We start from the raw sequence: 24,223 nt of genomic DNA on the forward strand, positions 1-24,223 counted from the left end.
TAGGGCATCGACAGACCACGCGCCGTCGCTCTTTGTTCGCAACGATCGATGGCGACGCTGCGGCCCGATGGCTGGCCGCAGGCCAGGGGCTGGTGCGGGGCGGCGGTCAGCCGACCCACTTGCGCGCGTTGCGCCAGATGCGCAGCCAGGGGCTGAAGGCATCCTGGTCGCCGCTGGTCCAGCTCATCTGGATGTTGCGGAAGACGCGCTCGGGGTGCGGCATCATGGCGGTGAAGCGGCCGTCGGCCGTGGTCACGCCGGTCAGGCCGCCGGCGCTGCCGTTCGGGTTGAACGGGTAGGCCTCGGTGGGGGCGCCGGAGTTGTCCACGAAACGCATCGCCGCGACGGCCTTGGCCGCGTTGCCGCGGACCTTGAAGTTGGCATAGCCCTCGCCGTGCGCCACGGCAATCGGCAGCCGGCTGCCGGCCATGCCGGCGAAGAACAGGCTGGGCGATTCCAGCACCTCGACCATGGACAGGCGGGCCTCGAAGCGCTCGCTCTGGTTGGTCGTGAAGCGCGGCCAGTCCTGCGCGCCGGGAATGATGTCGGCCAACTCGGCGAACATCTGGCAGCCGTTGCACACACCCAGGGCAAAGGTGTCCGGGCGCGCAAAGAAGCCCTGGAACTGCTCGGACAGCAGCGGGTTGAAGGTGATGCTGCGCGCCCAGCCTATGCCGGCGCCCAGGGTGTCGCCGTAGCTGAAGCCGCCGCAGGCCACGATGCCTTTGAAATCCTGCAGCCTGGCGCGACCGGCCTGCAGGTCGGTCATGTGCACGTCGTAGGCGTCGAAGCCGGCCTCGGTGAAGGCGTAGGCCATCTCCACATGCGAGTTCACGCCCTGCTCGCGCAGCACGGCGACGCGGGGCCGGGACAGGTTCAGGAAGGGCGCTGCCAGGTCCTCGGCCGGGTCGAAGCTCAGCGCCAGGTGCAGGCCGGGGTCCGCTGGCGCGCCGGCGGCGGCGTGCTCGGCGTCGGCGCAGGCGGGGTTGTCGCGCTGCTGGCAGATCTTCCAGCTCACGCTGTCCCAGACCTGGTGCAGGTCCTCGAGCTTGGCGGCGAACACCTCCTTGGTGTCGCGCCAGACGCCGAGCTCGCCCTGGCCCTTGGCGATGGAAGAGGAGGCGGGTCGGGTCTTGCCGATGAAGTGGCTGTGCTTGGACAGGCCGTGCTCGCGCAGGGTCTGCATGACGGCGTCGCGCTCGGCGGTCGCCACCTGCAGCACCACGCCGAGCTCCTCGCTGAACAAGGCCTTGAGCGTGAGCTCCTCGCGGCGCGCGCTGATCTGGCTGGCCCAGTTCTTGGCGTCGCCGTACTCGGCGCGGCTGTCGGAAATGCCGTCGCCTTCGGTGACCAGCAGGTCGACGTTGAGCGCCACGCCCACATGACCGGCGAAGGCCATCTCGGCCACCGCCGCCAGCAGGCCGCCGTCGCTGCGGTCGTGGTAGGCCAGGATCCGGCCCTGGGCGCGCAGCGCGTTGACCGCGTCGACCAGCTTCACCAGGTCCTGGGCGTCGTCGAGGTCGGGCGCGGCGTCGCCGGCCTGGCCCAGCACCTGGCCCAGGATGCTGCCGCCCATGCGGTTCTGGCCCTTGCCCAGGTCGATCAGCAGCAGCGTGCTGTCTTCGCAGGCTGCGTCGAGCTGGGGCGTGAGCGTGCCCCGCACGTCGGCCAGCGTGGCGAAGGCGGTGACGATCAGGCTGACCGGCGAGGTGACCTTCTTCTGCTGGCCGTCGGCCTGCCCTTCAACCCGCCATTGGGTGCGCATGGACAGGCTGTCCTTGCCCACGGGAATCGAGACGCCCAGTGCGGGGCACAGTTCCATGCCCACGGCCTTGACGGTCTGGTAGAGCGCGGCGTCCTCGCCGGGCTCGCCGCAGGCGGCCATCCAGTTGGCCGAGAGCTTGACGCGCGGCAGGGCGATGGGCGCGGCCAGCAGGTTGGTGATGGCCTCGGCCACGGCCATGCGGCCCGAGGCCGGCGCGTCGATCGCGGCCAGCGGCGTGCGCTCGCCCATGGCCATGGCCTCGCCGGCGAAGCCCTGGTAGTCGGCCAGGGTGACGGCGCAGTCGGCCACCGGCACCTGCCAGGGGCCCACCATCTGGTCGCGATGGGTCAGGCCGCCCACGGTGCGGTCGCCGATGGTGACCAGGAAGCGCTTGGAGGCCACCGTGGGGTGGCTCAGCACGTCGATCACGGCTTTTTGCAGGCTCACGCCGCTCAGGTCGATAGACTGGAACTCACGCGCCACGGTCTCGACATCGCGGTGCATCTTGGGCGGCTTGCCCAGCAGCACGTCCATGGGCATCTCTACCGGACTCTCATTGCCTTCGTCGGCCAGCAACAGGCGACGCTCTTCGGTGGCCACGCCGACCACGGCGAAGGGGCAGCGCTCGCGCTCGCAGAAGGCCTTGAACTGCGCCAGCGACTCGGGCGCTATGGCCAGCACGTAGCGCTCCTGGCTCTCGTTGCACCAGATCTCCTTGGGCGCCAGGCCCGACTCTTCCAGCGGCACGGCGCGCAGGTCGAAGCGCGCGCCACGGCCGGCGTCGTTGGTCAGCTCCGGGAAGGCGTTGGACAGGCCGCCCGCTCCCACGTCGTGTATGGCCAGGACGGGGTTGGCCTCGCCCTGGGCCCAGCAGTGGTTGATGACCTCCTGGGCGCGGCGCTCGATCTCGGGGTTGCCGCGCTGCACCGAGTCGAAGTCGAGCTCGGCCACATTGGTGCCGCTGGCCATGGAGCTGGCGGCGCCGCCGCCCATGCCGATGCGCATGCCGGGGCCGCCGAGCTGGATCAAGAGCGTGCCGGCGGGGAACGCTATCTTCTGGGTGAGGCGCGCGTCTATGGTGCCCAGGCCGCCGGCGATCATGATGGGCTTGTGGTAGCCGCGCTGCACGCCGCCCACGGGCAGCTCATACTCGCGGAAGTAGCCCAGCAGGTTGGGCCGGCCGAATTCGTTGTTGAAGGCCGCGCCGCCCAGCGGGCCCTCGGTCATGATCTGCAGCGGGCTGGCGATGTGCTCGGGCTTGCCGCCCGGCTGGTCGGACCAGCCGCCCCAGAGCTTGGACACGGTGAAGCCGGTCAGGCCGGCCTTGGGCTCGGAGCCGCGGCCGGTCGCGCCCTCGTCGCGGATCTCGCCGCCCGCGCCGGTGGAAGCACCCGGGAACGGCGAGATGGCCGTGGGGTGGTTGTGCGTCTCGACCTTCATCAGCACATGGTGGGTGACCCGGCTCTTCTGGTACTGCGCGGGGCTGTCCGCCTGCAGCGCTTCGAAGGGGGCGACGAAGCGCTCGACCTCGCTGCCCTCCATGACGGAGGCGTTGTCCGAATAGGCCACCACCGTGTGCTGGGGCGCCTGCTGGTGGGTGTGGCGGATCATGCCGAACAGGCTCTTGTCCTGCGGCACGCCATCGATCGTGAACTGGGCGTTGAAGATCTTGTGGCGGCAGTGCTCGCTGTTGGCCTGGGCGAACATCATCAGCTCGACGTCCGTGGGGTTGCGCCCCAGGCCCTGGAAGGCATTGACCAGGTAGTCGATCTCGTCCTCGGCCAGCGCCAGGCCCCATTGGGTGTTGGCCTGGAGCAGTGCCGCGCGACCGCCGCCGAGCAGATCCACATGGTCCATGGGCGCCGGCTGCAGCTCGGTGAACAGGCCGGCCGCCTCGGCGCGGTCGAACATCACGCTCTCGGTCATGCGGTCGTGCAGCAGCGCGGCCACGGCCTGCAGCTGCTCGGCCGAGAGGCTGGCCTTGCCCAGCAGCGGATCCTTGAGCGTGAGGCGGTACTCGGTGACGCGCTCGACGCGGTGGATGGCCAGGCCGCAGTTGTGGGCGATGTCGGTCGCCTTGGAGGCCCAGGGCGAGACCGTGCCGAAGCGCGGCGAGACCAGGACCAGCAGCCCCTGTTCGGCGCCGGCGTAGGGCTCGCCGTAGCTCAGCAGCGCAGCCAGCTTGTCGCGCTCTGCCGGCGCCAGCGGCGCGTCGCAGGCCACCAGGTGCACGAAGCGCGCCGCGATGCCGGCTATCCGCTCGTGGACGGCCTGCAGGCGCGGCAGGAGTTGCTGGACGCGAAAGTCGCTGAGGGCGTTGCCACCTTCGAACTGGGTGATGTGCAGGGTCACGTTGCGGGCCTTGGGGATGGGGAGAGCGGATTGGCAAAAAACGCCCGCCGTCGCCGCTGACTGGGGCGATTTGGGCAAACTGCGATTTTACCCGCCCGGCCAACCCAGCCGCCTGCGGCTGGCCACCCTCGATGGGATAATGCCCGCCATGACGACCACCTACAAAGACGCCGAGGGCATCGCCGGCATGCGCGTGGCCGGCCGGCTCGCCTCCGAAGTGCTGGACTACCTCACGCCCCATGTCAAACCGGGCGTGACCACCAACGAACTCGACCGCCTGGCGCACGACTACATCACCCAGGTGCAGGGCGCGATCCCGGCGCCGCTGAACTACCAGCCGCCGGGCTACATCCCCTACCCCAAGTCGATCTGCACCTCGCTGAACCACCAGGTCTGCCACGGCATTCCCAACGACAAGCCGCTGAAGAAGGGCGACAGCCTGAACATCGACGTCACCGTGATCAAGGACGGCTGGCACGGCGACACCAGCCGCATGTTCCTGGTCGGCGAGGCCTCGATCGCGGCGCGGCGCCTGGCCGCCATCACCTACGAGGCCATGTGGCACGGCATCGTGCAGGTGCGCCCCGGTGCGCGCCTGGGCGACATCGGCTGGGCGATCCAGAAATTCGCCGAGGGCCAGGGCTACAGCGTGGTGCGCGAGTTCTGCGGCCATGGCATAGGCCGCGGCTTCCACGAGGAGCCGCAGGTGCTGCACTACGGCAAGCCCGGCACCCTGGCCGAGCTCAGCCCCGGCATGACCTTCACCATCGAGCCCATGATCAACGCCGGCAAGCGCGACATCAAGGAGATGGGCGACGGCTGGACCATCGTCACCAAGGACCATTCGCTGTCGGCCCAGTGGGAGCACACCGTGCTGGTCACTGAAGACGGCTACGAGGTGCTGACCCTGTCCGTGGGCAGCCCGCCGCCGCCGGCCTTCGTGAACGCCTGAGCGGGCTCCAGCCGCTGCGGGCATGTTCCTTGCTGAGCCGCACGCCATGACCGACCTGCCCGCGCTTCGCGACCAGTACCGCCGCGACAAGGCCCAGTTGCTGGAGCAGCTGGGCGCGGCCGGCGCCTCCACGCGCGGCCTGCGCGCGACCCTGCAGAAGCTCGCCGGCCTGGCCGATGGCCTGCTGCGTGAGCTCTGGCAGCAGGCCGGCCTGGGCGCGCCGCTGGCCCTGGCCGCCGTCGGCGGCTTCGGCCGCGGCGAGCTGTTCCCGCACTCCGACGTGGACGTGCTGCTGCTGCTGCCCGACGGCACGGCCGTCGACGCCGACCCGGCGCTCAAGGCGCGCATCGAGGCCTTCATCGGCGCCTGCTGGGATGCGGGCCTGGAGATAGGCTCCAGCGTGCGCACCCTGGGCGACTGCCTGGCCGAGGCCGCCAAGGACGTGACGGTGCAGACCTCGCTGCTCGAGTCGCGCCTGATCACGGGCAACGCGGCGCTGTTCGAGGCCTTCCGCGCGCGCTTTCAGGCGGCGCTGGACCCGCGCGCCTTCTTCGTGGCCAAGACGCTGGAGATGCGCCAGCGCCACACCAAATTCGAGGACACGCCCTACGCGCTCGAGCCCAACTGCAAGGAGTCGCCCGGCGGCCTGCGCGACCTGCAAATCATCCTCTGGGTGGCCCGCGCCGCCGACTTGGGGCAAAGCTGGGACGAGCTCGCGCGCAAGGGCCTGGCCACGCCCTTCGAGGCGCGCCAGATCAAGCGCAACGAGGCGCTGCTGAGCCTGATCCGCGCCCGGCTGCACCTGATTGCCAGGCGCCGCGAGGACCGCCTGGTGTTCGACCTGCAGGCGTCGGTGGCCGAGTCCTTCGGCTACAGCTCGCGCACCACGCCCGAGGGCCGGCTGGCCATGCGCGCCAGCGAGGTGCTGATGCGCCGCTACTACTGGGCGGCCAAGGCGGTGAGCCAGCTCAACCAGATCCTGCTGCTCAACATCGAGGAGCGGCTGCAAAGCGAGCAGGGCGAGGCCACCCGCGAGCTGCGTCCGATCAACGAGCGCTTCTACGAGAAGGCCGGCATGATCGAGGTCGCCAGCGACGACCTCTACGAGAAGAACCCGCACGCCATCCTCGAGACCTTCCTGCTCTACCAGACCACGGTGGGTATCAAGGGCCTGTCGGCGCGCACGCTGCGCGCGCTCTACAACGTGCGCGGCATCATGGATCCTGCCTTCCGCCGCGACCCGGTCAACCGCCAGACCTTTCTGCGCATCCTGCAGCAGCCGCAGGGCATCACCCACGCCATGCGCCTGATGAACCAGACCTCGGTGCTGGGGCGCTACCTCTGGGTGTTCCGACGCATCGTCGGCCAGATGCAGCACGACCTGTTCCACGTCTACACCGTGGACCAGCACATCCTGATGGTGCTGCGCAACGTGCGGCGCTTCTTCATCGCCGAGCACGCCCACGAGTACCCGTTCTGCTCCCAGCTGGCCGCCGGCTGGGACAAGCCCTGGATCCTCTACACGGCGGCGCTGTTCCACGACATCGCCAAGGGCCGCGGCGGCGACCATTCCCAGCTCGGCGCGGCCGAGGTGCGGCGCTTTTGCCGCCAGCACGGCATCGCGCGCGAGGACGCGCAGCTGATCGAGTTCCTGGTCGGCGAGCACCTGAGCATGAGCCGCATCGCCCAGAAGGAAGACCTGAGCGACCCCGGCGTGATCGCAGCTTTCGCGCGCCGCGTCGGCGACGAGCGCCGCCTCACCGCGCTGTACCTGCTCACGGTGGCCGACATCCGCGGCACCAGCCCCAAGGTCTGGAACGCCTGGAAGGGCAAGCTGCTGGAAGACCTGTACCGCTACACGCTGCGCGTGCTGGGCGGCCGCGCGCCCGACCCGCACGCCGACATCGAGGCGCGCAAGCGCGAAGCCCTGGTGCTGCTGGCCCTGCACGCCCTGCCCTTCGAGGCGCACAAGGCGCTGTGGGACACGCTGGACGTGGGCTACTTCATGCGCCACGACGCGGCCGACATCGCCTGGCACGCACGCCATCTCTCGCGCCACGTGCCGCGCCCCGGCCAGGCCGGCGCCGGCAAGACCATCGTGCGCGCCCGCATCTCGCCGGTCGGCGAGGGCCTGCAGGTGCTGGTCTACACGCCCGACCAGGCCGACCTGTTCGCGCGCATCTGCGGCTATTTCGAGCAGGCCGGCTTCAGCATCCTGGACGCCAAGATCCACACCGCCCACAACGGTTGGGCGCTGGACACCTTCCAGGTCGTCACGGCCATGCTGCCCGAGCATTACCGCGAGCTCATCACCATGGTCGAGACCGAGCTGGCCCAGACCATAGATGCCCGCGGCCCGCTGCCACCGCCGAGCCGCGGCCGCGTGTCGCGCCGCGTCAAGAGCTTCCCCATCACGCCGCGCGTTCAGCTCACCCCCGACGAAAAGGCCCAGCGCTGGCTGCTCAGCATCTCGGCCAGCGACCGCGTGGGCCTGCTCTACAGCATCGCGCGCGTGCTGGCCAGGCACCACATCAACCTGCAGCTGGCCAAGGTCACGACCCTGGGCGAGCGGGTCGAGGACACCTTCCTGATCGACGGGCCCGAGCTGCAGCAGAACAAGGCGCAGATCGAAATCGAGACGGAGCTGCTGGAAGCGCTGCAGGCTTGACGGCCGCGGCGCCCTGGCCGCCCCGTGGGCCCCGTCCCCGCGCGTCACTCCTCCGGTGTCGCGTCCAAGCCCGGAAACAGCACCTCGGTGAAGCCGAACTGCCGGAAGTCGCGCATGCGCATCGGGTAGAGCGTGCCGATCAGGTGGTCGCATTCGTGCTGGACCACGCGAGCGTGAAAACCCTCGACCTGGCGATCGATCGGGCGGCCGTAGGGGTCGAAACCGGTATAGCGGATGCGCGCAAAGCGCGGCACCAAGCCGCGCAGACCGGGCACCGACAGGCAGCCTTCCCAGCCCTCCTCCTGCTCGCTGCCGATGGGCGTGACCACGGGGTTGAGCAGCACGGTGCGCGGCACGCGCGGCGCATCGGGATAGCGCGGATTGGGCGCGTCACTGCCGAAGATCACGAGCTGCAGGTCCATGCCGATCTGCGGCGCGGCCAGGCCGGCACCGTTGGCGGCGACCATGGTGTCCTGCAGGTCGGCGACCAGGGCGTGCAGCTCGGGCGTGTCGAAGACCTTGACCGGCTGCGCCACGCGCAGCAGGCGCGGGTTGCCCATCTTGAGGATTTCACGGACCGTCATGAAAGCTCTCCTTGCAAAAGGATCATCAGGCCCGCCTCGTCCAGCACGGGAACGCCCAGCGCCTGCGCCTTGTCGAGCTTGCTGCCGGCTTCCGCGCCGGCGACCACGTAGTCGGTCTTCTTGCTGACCGAGCCGGCCACCTTGGCGCCGGCGGCCTCGAGCAGGTCCTTGGCCTCATCGCGGCTCAGCGTGGGCAGGGTGCCGGTCAGCACGATGGTTTTGCCGGCCAGCGGCTTGGGCGCCTGGGCCGCGGGCTCGCCCTCTTCCCAGCGCACGCCGCAGGCGCGCAACTGCTCGACCACCTCGCGGTTGTGCGGCTGCTCGAAGAAGGTCCTGATGCTTTGCGCCACCACCGGCCCCACGTCGTTGACTTCGAGTAGCTGCTCGACGCTGGCGTCCATGATGGCGTCGAGGCGGCCGAAGTGGCGCGCCAGGTCCTTGGCCGTGGCCTCGCCCACGTGGCGCAGCCCCAGGCCGAACAGGAAGCGCGGCAGCGTGGTTTGCTTGGACTTCTCCAGCGCGTCGAGCACGTTTTGCGCGGACTTCTCAGCCATGCGTTCCAGGCTCGCGAGCGCCGTCAAGCCCAGCTTGTAGAGATCCGGCAGGGTGCGGATCACGTGGGACTCCACCAGCTGGTCGACCAGCTTCTCGCCCAGGCCCTCGATGTCCATGGCGCGGCGCTGGGCGAAATGCAGTATGGCCTCCTTGCGCTGTGCGGCGCAGAACAGGCCGCCGGTGCAGCGGTGGTTGACCTCGCCCTTTTCGCGCACCACGGTGCTGCCGCAGACCGGGCAGCGGCGCGGCATGCGGAAGTTGGGGACGTAGTGAGCCCGAGGGCCGCCGACCACGCCCACCACCTCGGGGATCACGTCGCCGGCGCGACGCACGATCACGGTGTCGCCCACGCGCACGCGCTTGCGCCGCATTTCGAACAGGTTGTGCAGGGTGGCGTTGGTCACCGTGACGCCGCCGACGAACACCGGGGCGAGACGTGCCACCGGCGTGAGCTTGCCGGTGCGCCCGACCTGCACGTCTATGCCCTGCATCACGGTCAGCTGCTCCTGGGCCGGGTACTTGTGCGCCACGGCCCAGCGCGGCTCGCGCGTGACGAAGCCGAGCCGGCGCTGCAGCGCCAGGCTGTCGACCTTGTAGACCACGCCGTCGATGTCGAACGGCAGGCGGTCACGGGACGCACCTATGCGCTGGTGGTAGGCCACCAGCCCGTCGGCGCCAGACACCCGGGCCACGAGCTCGGTCACCGGGAAACCCCAGGCCTTGAGGGTCTGCAGCATGTCGTAATGCGACTCGAAGGCCGGGCCGCCCTGCTCGGCCGGCGTGAGGTCGCCCAGGCCGTAGGCATAGAAGCTCAGCGGCCGCTGGGCCGCGATGGCCGGGTCGAGCTGGCGCACCGCGCCGGCGGCGGCGTTGCGCGGGTTGACGAATGTCTTTTCGCCCTTCTCGCGCTGAGCCTCGTTCATGGCCTCGAACTCGTCGCGGCGCATGTAGACCTCGCCGCGCACTTCCAGCACGGAAGGGACCCCCAAGGCTTTCGCGCCCGCAGGGTGCGCATCAGGATTCAAACGCAAAGGAATTTGGCCGATGGTGCGCACGTTCTGCGTGACATCCTCCCCCACCTCGCCGTCGCCGCGGGTGGCGGCCTGGACCAGCACGCCATGCTCGTAGCGCAGGCTCATGGCCAGGCCGTCGAACTTGAGCTCGGCCACGTAGTCGATCGGTGGCTCGCTCTCCGACAAGCCCAGCTCGCGGCGCACGCGCGCGTCGAAATTGCGCGCCCCGCTGGCCTCGGTGTCGGTCTCGGTACGTATGCTGAGCATGGGCACGCGGTGGCGCACGCTGGCAAAGGCCTCGAGCAGCTTGCCGCCCACGCGCTGGGTCGGCGAGTCCGGGGCGCGCAGCTCGGGGTGGGCCGCCTCCAGCGCCTGCAGCTCGTGGAACAGGCGGTCGTACTCGGCGTCGGGGATCTCCGGCGCGTCCAGCGTGTAGTAGAGATGGGCGTGGTGGTGCAGCAGCGCGCGCAGCGCCTGGGCGCGTGCGGCCGGCGGCTCGGACGGCTGCAGCGCCGCGGAGAAAAGGTCCAGGGTGGCCATGGCAGGCAGGAAAAATCGTTCGGTAAGCGGCGGCAACGGCTGGGCGCCGCCCGCCTTCAGGAAAACAGCCGCCGCGCCTGGGGCGAGCCGGCCGAGAGGTCGCGCGCGTCCAGCGTGTCGTAGAGCTGCTCGAGGTCGGCGCCGATGCCGTCCATGGTCTCTTGCGCCAGGCGTTGGCCGCGGTCGTCGGTGACCAAGCCGTCCATGGCCTCGGCCAGGACCTGGGCCGCCTCGCGCAGGCGCTGGAAGGGATGCTCGGCGCGCTGCACCTGGGGCACATCCAGGCTCAGCGTGAGCTCGCGGATGGCCGATTGGGCCGGGTCGTCGGCCAGCGCGGCCTGGGTGTCGAAGGACAGGACCAGGATGGGCGGCAGGCCGGTGGTGCTGGCGGGCAGCACCATGCGCCCCGGGATCGCCCCGGCCACGAAGCCCAGGCGCGCCGCGTTCTGCTGCACATAGCCCGGGCTCCAGGCCGCGCTGCGCGCGCGCAGCGTGAAGCCGAGCTGGGCGTCGTGCTCGCCGGCGAACTGGTCGAGCTCGCGCGCGCGGTTGACCTCGTCGAGCATTTCCGGAAACTCGGGCGCGCCGTTCACGGCGTCGGCGAAGGCCTGCGCCTTCATCACGAATTCCGAATACTCGATCTCGTTCAACGCGCCAATGCGGTTGGCCAGCTGCACGCCGGCCTGGAACGCGGTGTAGCGCTGGCCGGCGAGCGGCAGCTCCCAATGCCCGGTGGCCTCGTTCAGGCCCTCGATGGCAAACGGCTTGCTGCCGGCGCGGCGCGTGGGCGGCAGGGCCGCCAGCGCCGCGTCGCCCGAGACCAGGCCCTCGAGCGCGATCGGCGCGATCACGTCGATCAGCGCGTCCAGGCCGGGCTTCTTCTCGGGCAGCGGCAGGGGCGCCAGCGTGGAATCGAAGCTCGGCTCCTGGCGCTCGCCCGGCGCTTCCAGCGGCGGGTCAAGGCGAGGCTCTTCGGCGGGGCGAGCCTCGGGCCGGGCCTGGCGCGGCGCGTTGCGGCGCGAGAACCAGGCGCTGTGCGCCACCACGCCGGCGAGCACCAGGCCGCCGGCGACCGCCAGTCCTATCTGCAATGAACTCATGCGTGTGTTGCCTCGTGTATCGGGTATCAGGCCGCCTCGGCCATGCCGACGGCGGACTCCATGTCCACCGCCACGATGCGCGAGACGCCTTGCTCCTGCATGGTGACGCCGATCAGCTGCTCGGCCATCTCCATGGCGATCTTGTTGTGGCTGATGAACAGGAACTGGGTTTCCTTGCTCATGCTGGCCACCAGCTTGGCGTAGCGTTCGGTGTTGGCGTCGTCCAGCGGCGCGTCGACCTCGTCGAGCAGGCAGAACGGCGCCGGGTTGAGCTGGAAGATCGCGAACACCAGCGCGATCGCGGTCAGCGCCTTCTCGCCGCCCGACAGCAGGTGGATGGTCTGGTTCTTCTTGCCCGGCGGCTGGGCCATGACCTGCACGCCGGAGTCCAGTATCTCCTCGCCGGTCATCATGAGCTTGGCATTGCCGCCGCCGAACAGCTCGGGGAACATGCGGCCGAAATGCTCGTTGACGGTCTTGAAGGTGCCGGCCAGCAGCTCGCGCGTCTCGCCGTCGATCTTCTTGATCGCGTCCTCCAGCGTGGTCATGGCCTCGGTCAGGTCGGCCGACTGGGCGTCGAGGAAGGTCTTGCGCTCGCGCGCGCTGCTGAGCTCGTCCAGCGCCGCCAGGTTGACCGCGCCCAGGGCGGCGATCTCGCGGTGCAGGCGGTCGATCTCGCCCTGCAGGCCAGCCAGGCGCACCGCGCCCTCGGCCACCGAGCGGGCCACAGCCTCCAGGTCGGCCTGGTTGTCGGCGAGCAGCTGTGCGTACTGCTCCAGGCCCAGGCGCGCGGCCTGCTCCTTGAGCTGGAAGTCGGTGATGCGCTGGCGCATCGGGTCGAGCTCGCGCTCGAGCTTGAGGCGGCGCTCGTCGCTGGCGCGCAGCTTGGCCGTGAGATCGTCGTACTCGCTGCGGCGGGCGCCCAGGGTCTGCTCGCGCTCGTGCTTGAGCGAGAGCGCGCCCTGCAGCCCGGCCTGGGCCGCGGCGTCGGTCAGGCGGGCCAGCTCGTCGTGGGCGCGCTGCTCCTCGGCGGCCAGGCCCTGTGCCTGCTGGGCGGCGGTCTCGATGGCGCGAGAGAGCTCGGCGCGGCGCGCCTGCAGGCTGCGCTCGGCGAAGGTGGCCTCCTGGGCCTGACGCTCCAGGCTGCGCTGCTGCTCGCGGCATTCGGCCAGCTTGCGCTCGGCCTCGATCACGCGCTCGTCGAGCTGGGCATGGCGCTCCTGGCTGTCGGCCAGCTGCATGTCCAGCTCCTCGAAGCGTGCCTCGGCCGTCACGCGGCGCTCCTGCAGTGCATCGAGCTGGGCGTCGACCTCGGCCAGGTCGCCGGCAATCTGCTCGCTGCGCGCGCGGGTCTGCTCGGCCAGCTGGGTCAGGCGCAGGCTCTCCACCTGCAGCTCGTGCGCGCGCGCCTGCGACTCGCTGGCCTCGCGCCGCGCCGTGACCAGGCGTTGCGAGGCGTCAGCGTAGGCGGCCTCGGCGCGCACCAGCGCGGCACGCGCCTCCTCGCTGATCAGGGCCTGGGCGCGCAGTTGTTTCTCGAGGTTCTCGATCTCCTGGGCGCGTGCCAGCAGGCCGGCCTGCTCGGAGTCCTGGGCGTAAAAGCTCACGCCATGCGCGCTGACCGCGTGGCCCGAGCTCACGTAGATCAGCTCGCCGGGCTGCAGCTGGCCACGCTGGGCCAGCGCCTCCTCGAAGCTGGGGGCGGTGTAGCAGCCGCTGAGCCAGTCGCCCAGCAGGGCGCGCAGGCCGGCATCGTTCAGGCGCAGCAGGTCGGCCAGGCGCGGCAGCGCGCCGGCTTTCTCCGGCAAGGCCGCCTGGGGCGGGCTGTAGAAGACCAGCTTGGCCGGCGGCGCGTCGGCGGCGAAGGCGCGCACCATGTCCAGGCGCGAGACCTCGAGCGCGCCCAGGCGCTCGCGCAGCGCGGCCTCCAGCGCGTTCTCCCAGCCTTGCTCGATGTGGATGCGGCTCCACAGGCCTTGCAAGCTGTCCAGGCCATGCTTGGCCAGCCAGGGCCTGAGCTTGCCGTCGGTGCGCACCTTCTCCTGCAGCGCCTTGAGCGCCTCCATGCGCGCCGACAGGTCGGCCTGCCTGGCCGACTCCTGGTTCACGGCCTGCTGCAAGGCGCGGCGCACCTCGTCGAGCTGGGGCACCTGCTCCTGCAGCTCCTGCAGGCGGGCGTCGGCCACGGCCGCGCCCTCCTCGGCCGCCGAAAGCTGGCCCTGCAGGTTGGCCAGGCGCTGCGCGTCGGGCGCGGCCAGGGCATTGCGGTCCGCGCTCAGGCGCTCGCGGCGCTGGTCCAGCTGGCGCGACTGCTCCTCGATGTTGCGCTGGTCGGCCGCCAGCACCTGGATCTGCTGCTGCACCTGGGTCACGCTGGCGCGCTGCGCGTTGGCGCGCGCCTGGGCCTGGCGCAGCCCGTCCTCGAGGTCGGGCAGGGCCAGGGCCTGCTCCTCGACCTGGGCGGCCAGCAGCGCGGCCTTTTCCTCGGCCTCCATGGCCTGGGCGGCCAGGGTCTCGGTCTCGGCCAGGGCCTCGTCCTTGCGCGCCGCCCACTGCGCGGCCTGCTCCCTGAGCTGGGCCAGGCGCTGCTCGGCGCGCTGGCGGCCTTCCACCACGAAACGGATCTCGGCCTCCAGCCGGCCCACCTCGGCACTGGCCTCGTAGAGCTGGCCCTGGGCCTGGTTGACTTGGTCCCCCGCCGTGTAATGCGCCTGGCGTATGGTCTCGAGGTCGGCCTCGACATGGCGCAGATCGGCCACGCGCGACTCGAGGTCGTTGACCGCTTTGTCGGCCTCGGCCTTGAGCTTGCCCTGGTCGGCCTCGGCCTCGGCGCGCTTGAGGAACCACAGCTGGTGCTGCCGGAGCGTGGCGTCGGCCTGCAGCTGGGTGTATTTCTGGGCCACCTCGGCCTGCTTTTCCAGCTTGTCGAGGTTGCTGTTGAGCTCGCGCAGGATGTCCTCGACCCGGGTCAGGTTCTCGCGCGTGTCGGACAGGCGGTTCTCGGTCTCGCGGCGCCGCTCCTTGTACTTGGAGACGCCCGCCGCTTCCTCGAGGAACAGGCGCAGCTCTTCCGGGCGCGACTCGATGATGCGGCTGATCGTGCCCTGGCCGATGATGGCGTAGGCGCGCGGGCCCAGGCCGGTGCCCAGGAACACGTCCTGCACGTCGCGCCGGCGCACCGGCTGGTTGTTGATGTAGTAGCTGCTGGTGCCGTCACGCGTGAGCACGCGCTTGACCGCGATCTCGGTGAACTGGCTCCACTGGCCGCCGGCGCGGTGGTCGGCGTTGTCGAACACCAGCTCCACGCTGGAGCGGCTGGCCGGCTTGCGGCTGGTGGTGCCGTTGAAGATCACGTCCTGCATGGACTCGCCGCGCAGCTCGGAGGCCTTGGACTCGCCCAGCACCCAGCGCACGGCGTCCATGATGTTGGACTTGCCGCAGCCGTTCGGCCCCACCACACCCACCAGCTGCCCCGGCAGCATGAAGTTGGTGGGCTCGGCGAAGGATTTGAACCCGGATAACTTGATGGAATTGAGACGCACGGCGAACTTGTATTCGAAGCAGCCCGCACCGGCTGGCGCGGGAGGACCTAGGGACCTGGGCGCGGCGAGGCCGGCGCCAGCGGGCAATGTTAACCGACCACCTCCGGTGGGCGGGTGACTATCCCGGATAATCCAGGGCATGAATCCCCTCCTGGCGACCCTGCAGCCCTATCCTTTCGAGCGGCTGCGAGAACTTTTTGCGTCCGTGACGCCGAATCCGGCCTTTTCGCCCATCAGCCTGGGCATAGGCGAGCCCAAGCACGCCACGCCCTTGTTTCTGAAGCAGGCCCTGGCGGCTGCGCTAGACACCGGCCTGGCCGGCTACCCGGCCACCGGCGGCACGCCGGCCCTGCGCCAGGCCTGCGCCGGCTGGCTGCAGCGTCGCTACGGGGTCAGCCTAGACCCGGCAACGCAGATCCTGCCCGTGAACGGCTCGCGCGAGGCCCTGTTCGCCTTCGCCCAGACCGTGGTCGACGCTACGCGCGAAGGGGCCACCGTGGTCTGCCCCAACCCCTTCTACCAGATCTACGAGGGCGCCACCCTGCTGGCCGGCGCCCGGCCCCACTACGCGCCCAGCGACCCGGCGCGCAACTTCGCCGTGGACTGGGACAGCGTGCCCGAGGCCGTCTGGGCGCGCACCCAGCTGCTTTATGTCTGCTCGCCGGGCAACCCGACCGGCGCCGTCATGCCGCTGCAGGAATGGCAACGCCTGTTCGAGCTCAGCGACCGCCATGGCTTCGTCATCGCCTCGGACGAGTGCTACAGCGAGATCTACTTCCGCGACGAGCCGCCGCTGGGCGGCCTGGAGGCTGCCGTCAAGCTGGGCCGCACCGATTTCAGACGCCTGGTCGCCTTCACCAGCCTGTCCAAGCGCAGCAACGTGCCGGGCATGCGCAGCGGCTTCGTGGCCGGCGACGCCGCCATCCTCAGGCAATTCCTGCTCTACCGCACCTACCACGGCAGCGCCATGAGCCCCGTGGTTCAGGCCGCCAGCATCGCGGCTTGGAACGACGAGGCGCATGTGGTCGAGAACCGTGCCATGTACCGCGACAAGTTCGCCCAGGTCACGCCGCTCTTGGCCGGCGTGATGGACGTGGCTCTGCCCGATGCAGGCTTCTACCTCTGGGCCGGCGTGCCCGCCGCCTGGGGCGGCAGCGACACCGAGTTCGCGCGGGCCTTGCTGGCTCAATACAATGTGACCGTGTTACCCGGCAGCTACCTCGCGCGCGAGGTGGCCGGCCAGAACCCGGGACGCGGCCGCGTGCGCATGGCCCTGGTGGCGGAAACCGCCGAATGCCTGGAAGCCGCGCAGCGCATCGTTCAATTCATCTCATCCAACCCGAAGTCAAGCACATGAGCCAACAACTGCAGCAAATCATCGACACCGCCTGGGACAACCGCGCCAACATCTCTGCCGCCGCCGCGCCCAAGGAAGTGGCCGACGCCGTCGAGCATGTGATCGCCGAGCTCAACAACGGCCACCTGCGCGTGGCCACGCGCGAAGGCGTGGGCCAGTGGACGGTGCACCAGTGGATCAAGAAGGCGGTGCTGCTGTCCTTCCGCCTCAAGGACAACGAGCTCATGCGCGCCGGCGACCTGGGCTTCTACGACAAGGTGCCGACCAAGTTTGCCCACCTCTCCGAAGAGGAAATGAAGGCCACCGGCGTGCGCGTGGTGCCGCCGGCCGTGGCGCGCCGCGGCAGCTTCATCGCCAAGGGCGCCATCCTGATGCCCAGCTACGTGAACATCGGCGCCTACGTGGACGAGGGCACCATGGTCGACACCTGGGCCACCGTGGGCTCCTGCGCACAGATCGGCAAGAATGTGCACCTCTCCGGCGGCGTGGGCATCGGCGGCGTGCTGGAGCCGCTGCAGGCCAACCCGACCATCATCGAGGACAACTGCTTCATCGGCGCGCGCTCGGAAGTCGTCGAAGGCGTGATCGTGGAGGAAAACTCGGTGGTCTCCATGGGCGTGTACATCGGCCAGAGCACCCCGATCTACGACCGCGAGAAGGACGAAGTGAGCTACGGCCGCATTCCGGCCGGCTCGGTGGTGATCAGCGGCACCCTGCCCAAGGCCGGCGGCAAGTACAGCCTGTACGCCGCCATCATCGTCAAGCGGGTGGACGCCCAGACCCGCGCCAAGACCAGCATCAACGACCTGCTGCGCGACTGAGCTGTAACCAAAAGGCCGACAGGAAGATGAAAGACCGCGCATGAACATGTTGGAGCGCATCCTGCGCCTGATGGCCGAGCGCAAGGCCTCGGACGTCTACCTGTCGGCCCATTCGCCCGTGCTCATCAAGATCAACGGGCAGTGCATCGCGGTCAACAACCAGGTCCTGCCGCCCGAGGCCACGCTGAACCTGCTGTCCGAGCTGATTCCGCCCAACCGCATCGAGGAACTGCGCGAAACGGGCGAGCTCAACCTGGCGGTCCCGCTGGAGGGCGTGGGCAACTTCCGCTTCAGCGCCTTGCGCCAGCGCGGCAGCTACGCGGCCGTGATCCGCTACATCACGCCCGACATCCCGCCCCTGGCCACGCTGAACCTGCCGCCCATCCTGTCCCAGCTGATCATGGAGCGGCGCGGCCTGCTGCTGATGGTCGGCGCCACGGGTGCCGGCAAGAGCACCACGCTGGCCTCCATGATCGACTACCGCAACGAGAACGCGGCCGGCCATATCCTGACGATCGAGGATCCGATGGAGTTCGTGTTCCGCAACCGCAAGTCGGTAGTCAACCAGCGCGAGGTCGGCGCGGACACCCAGTCGCTGCAAGTGGCGCTGAAGAACGCCCTGCGCCAGGCGCCCGACGTGATCCTGATCGGCGAGATCCGCGACCGCGAAACCATGTCCGCCGCCATCGCCTACGCGCAGTCGGGCCACCTGTGCCTGGCCACCATGCACGCCAGCAACAGCTACCAGGCGCTCAACCGGGTGCTGAGCTTCTACCCCGTCGAGGTGCGCCCCACCCTGGTCGGCGACCTGGCCGCGGCGCTCAAGGCCGTGATCTCGCAGCGCCTGCTGCGCACGGTGGACAACGCCCGGCTGCCCGCGGTCGAGGTGCTGCTCAACACGCGCCTGGTGGCCGAGTTGATCGAGAAGGGCGACTTCTCCGGCGTCAAGGAGGCCATGGACAAGTCCATCGCCGAGGGCTCGCAGAGCTTCGAGCAGGACATCGCGCGCCTGATCCTGGAGGGCAAGGTGGAGCGCCGGGAGGGCCTGGCCCAGGCGGACTCGCCGACCAACCTGATGTGGCGCCTGCAGAACGACTTCGTGCGCAAGACCTCGCCCCAGGACGAGATGCCGAGCGACGAGCCCTCCTTCACCGAAATCACGCTGGACGTGCGGCCCTCGGGCTTTGGCACGACCGGCTTTGGCAGCAGCGGCCGGGGCAGCGGATCGCACCTGGGCAGCGTCTGAGCCGCCCTCCCCTCAATATTCCGGATTCATGTCTGACACGCTTCGCCTTGCCGAACAACTGATTTCGCGCCCTTCGGTCACGCCGGCCGACGAGGGCTGCATCGACATCCTCGTGGCGCGCCTGGCGCCGCTGGGCTTCGTCTGCGAGGTCATAGCCAGCGGCCCTGCCGATTTCCGCGTGCGCAACCTCTGGGCGCGCCGCCCCGGCCGTGGCATGGCCACGCTGGCCTTTGCCGGCCACACCGACGTGGTGCCCACCGGCCCGCTGGCGCAATGGCACAGCGACCCGTTCACGCCCACGCACCGCGAGGGCCGGCTCTACGGCCGCGGCGCGAGCGACATGAAGACCTCGCTGGCCGCCATGGTGGTCGCGGTCGAGGAATTCCTCGCCGCCCGGCCCGAACCCACCCTGGGCCTGGCCTTCCTGCTGACCAGCGACGAGGAAGGCCCGGCCGTCGACGGCACCGTGGTGGTCTGCGAGCGGCTCAGGCAGCGCGGCGAGGCCCCCGACTTCTGCATCGTCGGCGAGCCCACCTCGGTGGAGCGCACCGGCGACATGATCAAGAACGGCCGGCGCGGCACCATGAGCGGCAAGCTCACGGTGAAGGGCGTGCAGGGCCACATCGCCTACCCGCATCTGGCGAAGAACCCCATCCACCTGGTCGCGCCCGCGCTGGCCGAGCTGGTGTCCATCGAATGGGACCGCGGCAACGACTTCTTCCAGCCCACCAGCTGGCAGGTCAGCAACATCCACGGCGGCACGGGGGCGAGCAATGTGATCCCGGGCAGCGTGGTGATCGATTTCAACTTCCGCTTCTGCACCGAGTCCACGCCCGAGGCCCTGCAGCAGCGCCTGCAGGCCGTGCTGGACCGGCACGGCCTGGACTACGAACTGGCCTGGACCCTAGGCGGCCTGCCCTTCCTGACCACGCCCGGCACCCTGGTCGACGCGGTGCAGCAGGCGATCCGCGCCGAGACCGGCATCGCCGCCCAGCTGTCCACCACCGGAGGCACCAGCGACGGCCGTTTCATCGCCCAGATCTGCCCCCAGGTGGTCGAGCTCGGCCCGCCCAACGCGAGCATCCACAAGGTCGACGAGTACGTGGTCGTGGCCGACATCGAGCCGCTCAAGAACATCTACCGCCGCACCCTGGAACAGCTCGACACCGGGCTCGCCGCATGACCGTCCTGGAATTGATAGAAGAGGCGGCGCGCCGCCTCGACGCCGCCGGCGTGGCCTTCGGCCACGGCACGGGCAACGCCTTCGACGAGGCCGCTTGGCTGGTGCTGTGGCGCCTGGGCCTGCCGCTTTCCAGCGCACTGGAGGGCGAAGACGGGGTCGGTAGCCGGCCGGTCACGCCCGACCAGCAGACGCAGGTCGAGGCGCTCGTCACGCAGCGCATCGCCACCCGCCGACCCGCCGCCTACCTGACGCGCGAGGCCTGGCTGCAGGGCGTGCCCTTCTACGTCGACGAGCGTGCCATCGTGCCGCGCAGCTTCATTGCCGAGCTGCTGGCCGACGGGACCATAGACCCCTGGCTGAGCGAGCCGAGCGCTGTGCCGGGCCGCCCCAAGCAAGCGAGCGCCCCCTCGGGGGGCAGCGAAGCACACGAAGTGGCGAGCGTGGGGGCTCAATCACTGCGCGTGCTGGACCTGTGCACCGGCAACGGCAGCCTGGCCGTGCTGGCGGCCATGGCCTACCCCGAGGTCAGCGTGGTCGGCGCCGACATCTCGCCCGATGCCCTGGCCGTGGCACGCATCAACGTCGACAAGCACCAGCTCGGCAAACGCATCGCGCTCATCGAATCGGACGGTCTGCAGGCGGTCGAGGGCCGCTTCGACCTGATCCTGTGCAACCCGCCCTACGTCAACGCCGAGAGCATGGCCGCCCTGCCCGCCGAGTACCAGGCCGAACCCGCCCTGGCGCTGGCCGGCGGCGCCGACGGCATGGATTTCGTGCGCGCCCTGCTGCGCGATGCGCCGGCCCGCATGAACCCGCAGGCCGTGCTGGTGCTGGAGATCGGCCACGAGCGCGCGCATTTCGAGGCCGCCTTCCCGCAGCTCGAAGTCGTCTGGCTGTCCACCAGCGCCGGCGACGACCAGGTGCTGCTGGCCACGCGCGAGGCGCTGGCCACCCTGCCCTCCCAACCATGATCACGCTCAAGAACCTCGTCCTTCGCCGCAGCGCGAAGGTGCTGCTCGATGGTGCCTCGGTCACCCTCAACCCCGGCGAGAAGGTCGGCCTGGTGGGCCGCAACGGCGCCGGCAAGTCCACCCTGTTCGCCCTGCTCAACGGCACGCTGCACGAGGACGGCGGCGACTTCGCCATGCCCGCGCAGTGGCGCCTGGCCCAGGTGGCGCAGAACATGCCGGAAACCGATGAAAGCGCCACCGACTTCGTGCTGGGCGGAGACACGCGCCTGGCCGAGGCCAAGACCGCATTGGCCGCAGCCGAGACCTCGGGCGACGGCATGGCCATCGCCCACGCGCACAGCGACCTGGCCGACGCCGGCGAGCACGACGCCGCCTCGCGCGCCCAGGCCCTGATCCTGGGCCTGGGCTTCAAGACCGGCGAGCTCGGGCAGCCGGTCAACAGCTTCTCCGGCGGCTGGCGCATGCGTCTGCAGCTGGCGCGCGCGCTGATGTGCCCGTCCGACCTGCTGCTGCTGGACGAGCCCACCAACCACCTGGACCTGGACGCCCTGGTCTGGCTCGAGGCCTGGCTCAAGCGCTACCCCGGCACGCTGATCGTGATCAGCCACGACCGCGAGTTCCTCGACGCCATCACCAACGTCACCCTGCACCTGGACAACGCCCGCTTGACACGCTACGGCGGCAACTACAGCGCCTTCGAGACGCTGCAGGCCCAGCAGCTGGCCCTGCAGCAGGCCGCCTTCGCGCGGCAGCAGGACAAGATCGCCCACCTGCAGAAGTTCATCGACCGCTTCAAGGCCAAGGCCAGCAAGGCCAAGCAGGCCCAGAGCCGGGTCAAGGCCCTGGAGCGCATGGAAAAGATCGCGCCGGTGCTGGCCAACGCCGAGTTCACGTTCGAGTTCAAGGAACCGGACAACCTGCCCAACCCCATGCTGGCCATCACCGACGCCAGCTTCGGCTACCGCGGCGACGGCGAGGTCAAGACCATCCTGCAGGGCGTCAACCGCACCGTGCTGGCCGGCCAGCGCATCGGCATCCTGGGCGCCAACGGCCAGGGCAAGTCCACGCTGGTGAAGACCATCGCCCGCACCATGGGGCCGCTGGCTGGCACCGTGACCGAGGGCAAGGGGCTGAACATCGGCTACTTCGCCCAGCAGGAGCTCGACGTGCTGCGCCCGCAGGACAACCCGCTGGAGCACATGGTGCGCCTGGCCAAGGAGCTCGGCGCGAACGCCCGCGAATCGAGCCGCGAGCAGGACCTGCGCAACTACCTCGGCACCTTCAACTTCAGCGGCGACATGGTCAAGCAGTCCGTGGGCACCATGAGCGGCGGCGAGAAGGCGCGCCTGGTGCTGGCCATGATCGTCTGGCAGCGCCCCAACCTGCTGCTGCTCGACGAGCCGACCAACCACCTGGACCTGGCCACGCGCGAGGCGCTGTCGATGGCGCTCAACGAGTTCGAAGGCACGGTGATGCTGGTCAGCCACGACCGCGCCCTGCTGCGCGCCGTCTGCGACGAGTTCTGGCTGGTCGGCCGCGGCGGAGTGGCGCCCTTCGACGGCGACCTCGACGACTACCAGCGCTACCTGCTCGAAGAGGCCAAGCGCCTGCGCGAGCAGGCACGCGAGGCTGAACGCACAGCGGCGGCGCCCGAGGTCGCGGCCCCCGTCGCCGCGCCAGACAACGCGCCGCGCGGCGCCGAACAGCGGCGCCTGGACGCCCAGCGCCGCCAGCAGCTCGCAGAGAAGACCCGGCCGCTCAGGCGCGCGCTGGAGCAGACCGAGCAGCGCATGGCCGCACTGAACGCGCAGAGGAGCGAGCTCGAGCAGCGCCTGGCCGCGCCGCAGCCGGCCAACGCGATCGCCGAGGCCGGCCGCGAGCTCAAGGCCGTCAACGACGAGCTCGAGGCGCTGGAGGAGAAATGGCTGCATCTCAGCGAACAGATCGAGCAGGCGACTACCTGAGTTTGTTGATTTAGCTTCCTCTCCCTCTGGGAGAGGGCGGGGGTGAGGGCCAGCGGGAGCCCAGCCAGGCCGCTCCGCGCTACAGTTGCGACATCCTCCACACGCGAAAGGCTGAGCCCATGCCCTCCGCCATGGAACTGGCCGCCGACCATCCGGCGCTCAAACAGGCCGTGCAACGCAGCCGCGCCCTGCTGCACAAGCGCGCCTTGGTCGCTGCAGCCGCCGGCGTCGTGCCCCTGCCCGGCCTGGACTGGGCCGTGGATGCGGCCCTGCTGGCGCGCCTGATCCCGAGAATCAGCGGTGAGTTCGGCCTGCTACCCGACCAGATCGACCGTCTGGCCCCTTCGCAGCGCGAGCGCGTGCAAAAGGCCGTGGCCATGATCGGCTCGGTGCTGATAGGCCGCTTCATCACGCGCGACCTGCTGCTGCGTGCAGCCCAGGCCATCGGCTTGCGCCTGAGCGCTGGCCAGGCCGCACGCTTCGTTCCGCTGGCAGGCCAGGCGGTCTCGGCCGCCATCGGCTACACCACCCTGCGCTATCTGGGCGAGCAGCACATCAAGGACTGCGTGCGCGTGGCGCTGGCGGCGCAGATGCGGCTGCCGGGGCCAGAGTCGAGCGGGCCGGCGTTCACTGCCGGCACGCCGTAAGCAACTTAAGCAACTAGTACAACATCCCTGAAATAACTTTATGTATTTCAGGGCTCAAGATAGGGCGCCAGAAGGGTGGTGACGAGTTCGGCGGTTTGCTTCAGGTCGGCCACTGGAGCCGGCAACGGCTCCCAGCGGCCAGTGTGACTGCGAAACGCTGCCGTGTACTTGTTGCGTGCGACCTCGGTCAAACGCGCCACGGTATCGACGGCGTCGTCACGTTGCATCTGGATCAGCAGGTGCTTGCCGTAGGGGCGCACATGGGCCACGGTGTGGCCGGTGAGTTCGGCGAGGTGGCGCTGCAGCTCAGCGGCGCTTGCTTGGGCGAGGGGTGTGGGCATGGCGGGCGAATTTCTTGGGTTCACCAGTTTGCAGCTCGATGCGCTGGCCAATGTGGAGCGGGCATTCCGCTCACTCAAGACGGTGGACCTGAAGGTGCGCCCGATCCACCACCGCACGGCCGATCGGGTGCGCTCGCACATCCTGCTGTGCATGCTGGCCTACTATGTGGAATGGCACATGCGCGAGGCCTGGCGCGAATTGATGTTCGCCGACACCGACCAGGCGGCCAAGGCCGTGCGCGACCCGGTGGCGCCGGCCAGGCGATCCAAGAAGGCGCTGGACAAGGCGGCGAGCCACACGCTCGATGACGGCACGCCGGTGCACAGCTTCTCCACCTTGATGGCGGAGCTGGCCACCGTCGTGCGCAACACCTGTCACACGCCCGGCGCCGGGCCCCAGGCGCCGACGTTCGACATCGTCACCACGCCCAATGCCAAGCAGCGGCGCGCCCTCGAGTTGATCGAGCAGATCAGCGCGTAGACAGAAACCGGAACCCCGCTCTCACTGCAAGTGCTTGTCGCACAAGGACAAACTCGCTCACAGCTTGGAGGAACTTCGGGCTAGGCGAAGCTGGCCACGGCACGGCTCGGGACATTTGCGACGGCGCCCGTTCGGCGCAGA

Annotated in this window: 15 protein-coding genes and 1 pseudogene; 10 read left to right on the top strand and 6 right to left on the bottom strand. The window is 69.7% G+C overall.

Features of this window, described 5'->3' with window-relative positions; all coding sequences use genetic code 11:
• Nucleotides 1-106: 106 nt before the first annotated feature.
• Entirely contained in the window at nt 107-4,117 is a 4,011-nt protein-coding gene (purL, locus tag FFS10_RS03325; RefSeq protein ID WP_137891446.1) for a phosphoribosylformylglycinamidine synthase, read from the bottom strand.
• A gap of 148 nt (nt 4,118-4,265) precedes the next feature.
• Between purL and map the strand changes: the two genes are divergently transcribed.
• Both map and FFS10_RS03335 read left to right on the top strand, forming a co-directional pair.
• A complete protein-coding gene (gene map, locus FFS10_RS03330) occupies nt 4,266-5,069 on the top strand; it encodes a type I methionyl aminopeptidase (RefSeq protein WP_137891448.1) in 804 nt (267 codons plus the stop codon).
• A gap of 46 nt (nt 5,070-5,115) precedes the next feature.
• Nucleotides 5,116-7,737, top strand: coding sequence for a [protein-PII] uridylyltransferase (locus FFS10_RS03335; RefSeq protein WP_137891450.1), 2,622 nt, complete (start codon nt 5,116-5,118; stop codon nt 7,735-7,737).
• A gap of 44 nt (nt 7,738-7,781) precedes the next feature.
• Here FFS10_RS03335 and def read toward each other — a convergent pair whose 3' ends face one another.
• The 4 genes from def to smc are packed head-to-tail and all read right to left on the bottom strand — an operon-like array spanning nt 7,782 to nt 15,071.
• Nucleotides 7,782-8,321 carry a peptide deformylase gene (def, locus tag FFS10_RS03340; RefSeq protein WP_137891452.1) on the bottom strand — a complete coding sequence of 180 codons (540 nt, stop codon included), beginning with the start codon at nt 8,319-8,321 and terminating at the stop codon, nt 7,782-7,784.
• The gene (gene ligA, locus FFS10_RS03345; protein ID WP_137891454.1) at nt 8,318-10,429 is read right to left on the bottom strand and encodes an NAD-dependent DNA ligase LigA; all 2,112 of its coding nucleotides are present in this window, start codon (nt 10,427-10,429) and stop codon (nt 8,318-8,320) included. The genes def and ligA overlap by 4 nt, the downstream gene beginning before the upstream one ends.
• Before the next feature lie 56 nt (nt 10,430-10,485).
• Nucleotides 10,486-11,529, bottom strand: a complete 1,044-nt coding sequence (locus FFS10_RS03350) for a cell division protein ZipA C-terminal FtsZ-binding domain-containing protein (protein ID WP_137891456.1) — start codon at nt 11,527-11,529, stop codon at nt 10,486-10,488.
• A 26-nt stretch (nt 11,530-11,555) separates the two neighbouring features.
• On the bottom strand, nt 11,556-15,071 hold the full coding sequence (gene smc / locus FFS10_RS03355; RefSeq protein WP_137891458.1) for a chromosome segregation protein SMC: 3,516 nt from the start codon (nt 15,069-15,071) through the stop codon (nt 11,556-11,558).
• 139 nt (nt 15,072-15,210) lie between these two features.
• Between smc and dapC the strand changes: the two genes are divergently transcribed.
• The 7 genes and pseudogenes from dapC (at nt 15,211) to FFS10_RS03390 (ending at nt 23,260) form a co-directional block, all read left to right on the top strand.
• Nucleotides 15,211-16,428: a succinyldiaminopimelate transaminase gene (gene dapC / locus FFS10_RS03360; RefSeq protein ID WP_137891460.1), complete on the top strand. Its 1,218-nt coding sequence runs from the start codon at nt 15,211-15,213 to the stop codon at nt 16,426-16,428.
• Nucleotides 16,425-17,249 (top strand): 2,3,4,5-tetrahydropyridine-2,6-dicarboxylate N-succinyltransferase, encoded by an 825-nt coding sequence (gene dapD, locus FFS10_RS03365; RefSeq protein WP_137891462.1) that lies wholly within the window; start codon nt 16,425-16,427, stop codon nt 17,247-17,249. Before dapC ends, dapD begins: the two co-directional genes overlap by 4 nt.
• Before the next feature lie 31 nt (nt 17,250-17,280).
• Nucleotides 17,281-18,495 (top strand): annotated as a pseudogene (locus FFS10_RS03370) (PilT/PilU family type 4a pilus ATPase); the annotation flags it as partial.
• A 28-nt stretch (nt 18,496-18,523) separates the two neighbouring features.
• The gene (gene dapE / locus FFS10_RS03375) at nt 18,524-19,678 is read left to right on the top strand and encodes a succinyl-diaminopimelate desuccinylase (protein WP_137891466.1); all 1,155 of its coding nucleotides are present in this window, start codon (nt 18,524-18,526) and stop codon (nt 19,676-19,678) included.
• On the top strand, nt 19,675-20,649 hold the full coding sequence (locus tag FFS10_RS03380) for a HemK family protein methyltransferase (RefSeq protein ID WP_137891468.1): 975 nt from the start codon (nt 19,675-19,677) through the stop codon (nt 20,647-20,649). Before dapE ends, FFS10_RS03380 begins: the two co-directional genes overlap by 4 nt.
• Nucleotides 20,646-22,613, top strand: coding sequence for an ABC-F family ATP-binding cassette domain-containing protein (locus FFS10_RS03385; RefSeq protein WP_137891470.1), 1,968 nt, complete (start codon nt 20,646-20,648; stop codon nt 22,611-22,613). Before FFS10_RS03380 ends, FFS10_RS03385 begins: the two co-directional genes overlap by 4 nt.
• A gap of 119 nt (nt 22,614-22,732) precedes the next feature.
• Nucleotides 22,733-23,260: a hypothetical protein gene (locus FFS10_RS03390; RefSeq protein WP_137891472.1), complete on the top strand. Its 528-nt coding sequence runs from the start codon at nt 22,733-22,735 to the stop codon at nt 23,258-23,260.
• 47 nt (nt 23,261-23,307) lie between these two features.
• Here the strand turns inward: FFS10_RS03390 and FFS10_RS03395 are convergent, their stop codons facing one another.
• A complete protein-coding gene (locus FFS10_RS03395; RefSeq protein WP_137891474.1) occupies nt 23,308-23,601 on the bottom strand; it encodes a hypothetical protein in 294 nt (97 codons plus the stop codon).
• Between FFS10_RS03395 and FFS10_RS03400 the strand changes: the two genes are divergently transcribed.
• The gene (locus tag FFS10_RS03400; protein WP_212744080.1) at nt 23,600-24,082 is read left to right on the top strand and encodes a hypothetical protein; all 483 of its coding nucleotides are present in this window, start codon (nt 23,600-23,602) and stop codon (nt 24,080-24,082) included. The genes FFS10_RS03395 and FFS10_RS03400 overlap by 2 nt on opposite strands.
• Nucleotides 24,083-24,223: the final 141 nt, after the last annotated feature.

The sequence above is a fragment of the Ramlibacter sp. 2FC genome, assembly GCF_005503345.1.
Lineage (GTDB): Bacteria > Pseudomonadota > Gammaproteobacteria > Burkholderiales > Burkholderiaceae_C > SCMQ01.

What these genes read in the sequence shown, in the direction of transcription:
- map (WP_137891448.1), top strand. Translation starts at nt 4,266, where the DNA reads ATGACGACCACCTACAAAGACGCCGAGGGCATCGCCGGCATGCGCGTG.
- FFS10_RS03335 (WP_137891450.1), top strand. Translation starts at nt 5,116, where the DNA reads ATGACCGACCTGCCCGCGCTTCGCGACCAGTACCGCCGCGACAAGGCC.
- def (WP_137891452.1), bottom strand. Translation starts at nt 8,321, where the DNA reads ATGACGGTCCGTGAAATCCTCAAGATGGGCAACCCGCGCCTGCTGCGC.
- ligA (WP_137891454.1), bottom strand. Translation starts at nt 10,429, where the DNA reads ATGGCCACCCTGGACCTTTTCTCCGCGGCGCTGCAGCCGTCCGAGCCG.
- FFS10_RS03350 (WP_137891456.1), bottom strand. Translation starts at nt 11,529, where the DNA reads ATGAGTTCATTGCAGATAGGACTGGCGGTCGCCGGCGGCCTGGTGCTC.
- dapC (WP_137891460.1), top strand. Translation starts at nt 15,211, where the DNA reads ATGAATCCCCTCCTGGCGACCCTGCAGCCCTATCCTTTCGAGCGGCTG.
- dapD (WP_137891462.1), top strand. Translation starts at nt 16,425, where the DNA reads ATGAGCCAACAACTGCAGCAAATCATCGACACCGCCTGGGACAACCGC.
- dapE (WP_137891466.1), top strand. Translation starts at nt 18,524, where the DNA reads ATGTCTGACACGCTTCGCCTTGCCGAACAACTGATTTCGCGCCCTTCG.
- FFS10_RS03380 (WP_137891468.1), top strand. Translation starts at nt 19,675, where the DNA reads ATGACCGTCCTGGAATTGATAGAAGAGGCGGCGCGCCGCCTCGACGCC.
- FFS10_RS03385 (WP_137891470.1), top strand. Translation starts at nt 20,646, where the DNA reads ATGATCACGCTCAAGAACCTCGTCCTTCGCCGCAGCGCGAAGGTGCTG.
- FFS10_RS03390 (WP_137891472.1), top strand. Translation starts at nt 22,733, where the DNA reads ATGCCCTCCGCCATGGAACTGGCCGCCGACCATCCGGCGCTCAAACAG.
- FFS10_RS03400 (WP_212744080.1), top strand. Translation starts at nt 23,600, where the DNA reads ATGGCGGGCGAATTTCTTGGGTTCACCAGTTTGCAGCTCGATGCGCTG.
- FFS10_RS03395 (WP_137891474.1), bottom strand. Translation starts at nt 23,601, where the DNA reads ATGCCCACACCCCTCGCCCAAGCAAGCGCCGCTGAGCTGCAGCGCCAC.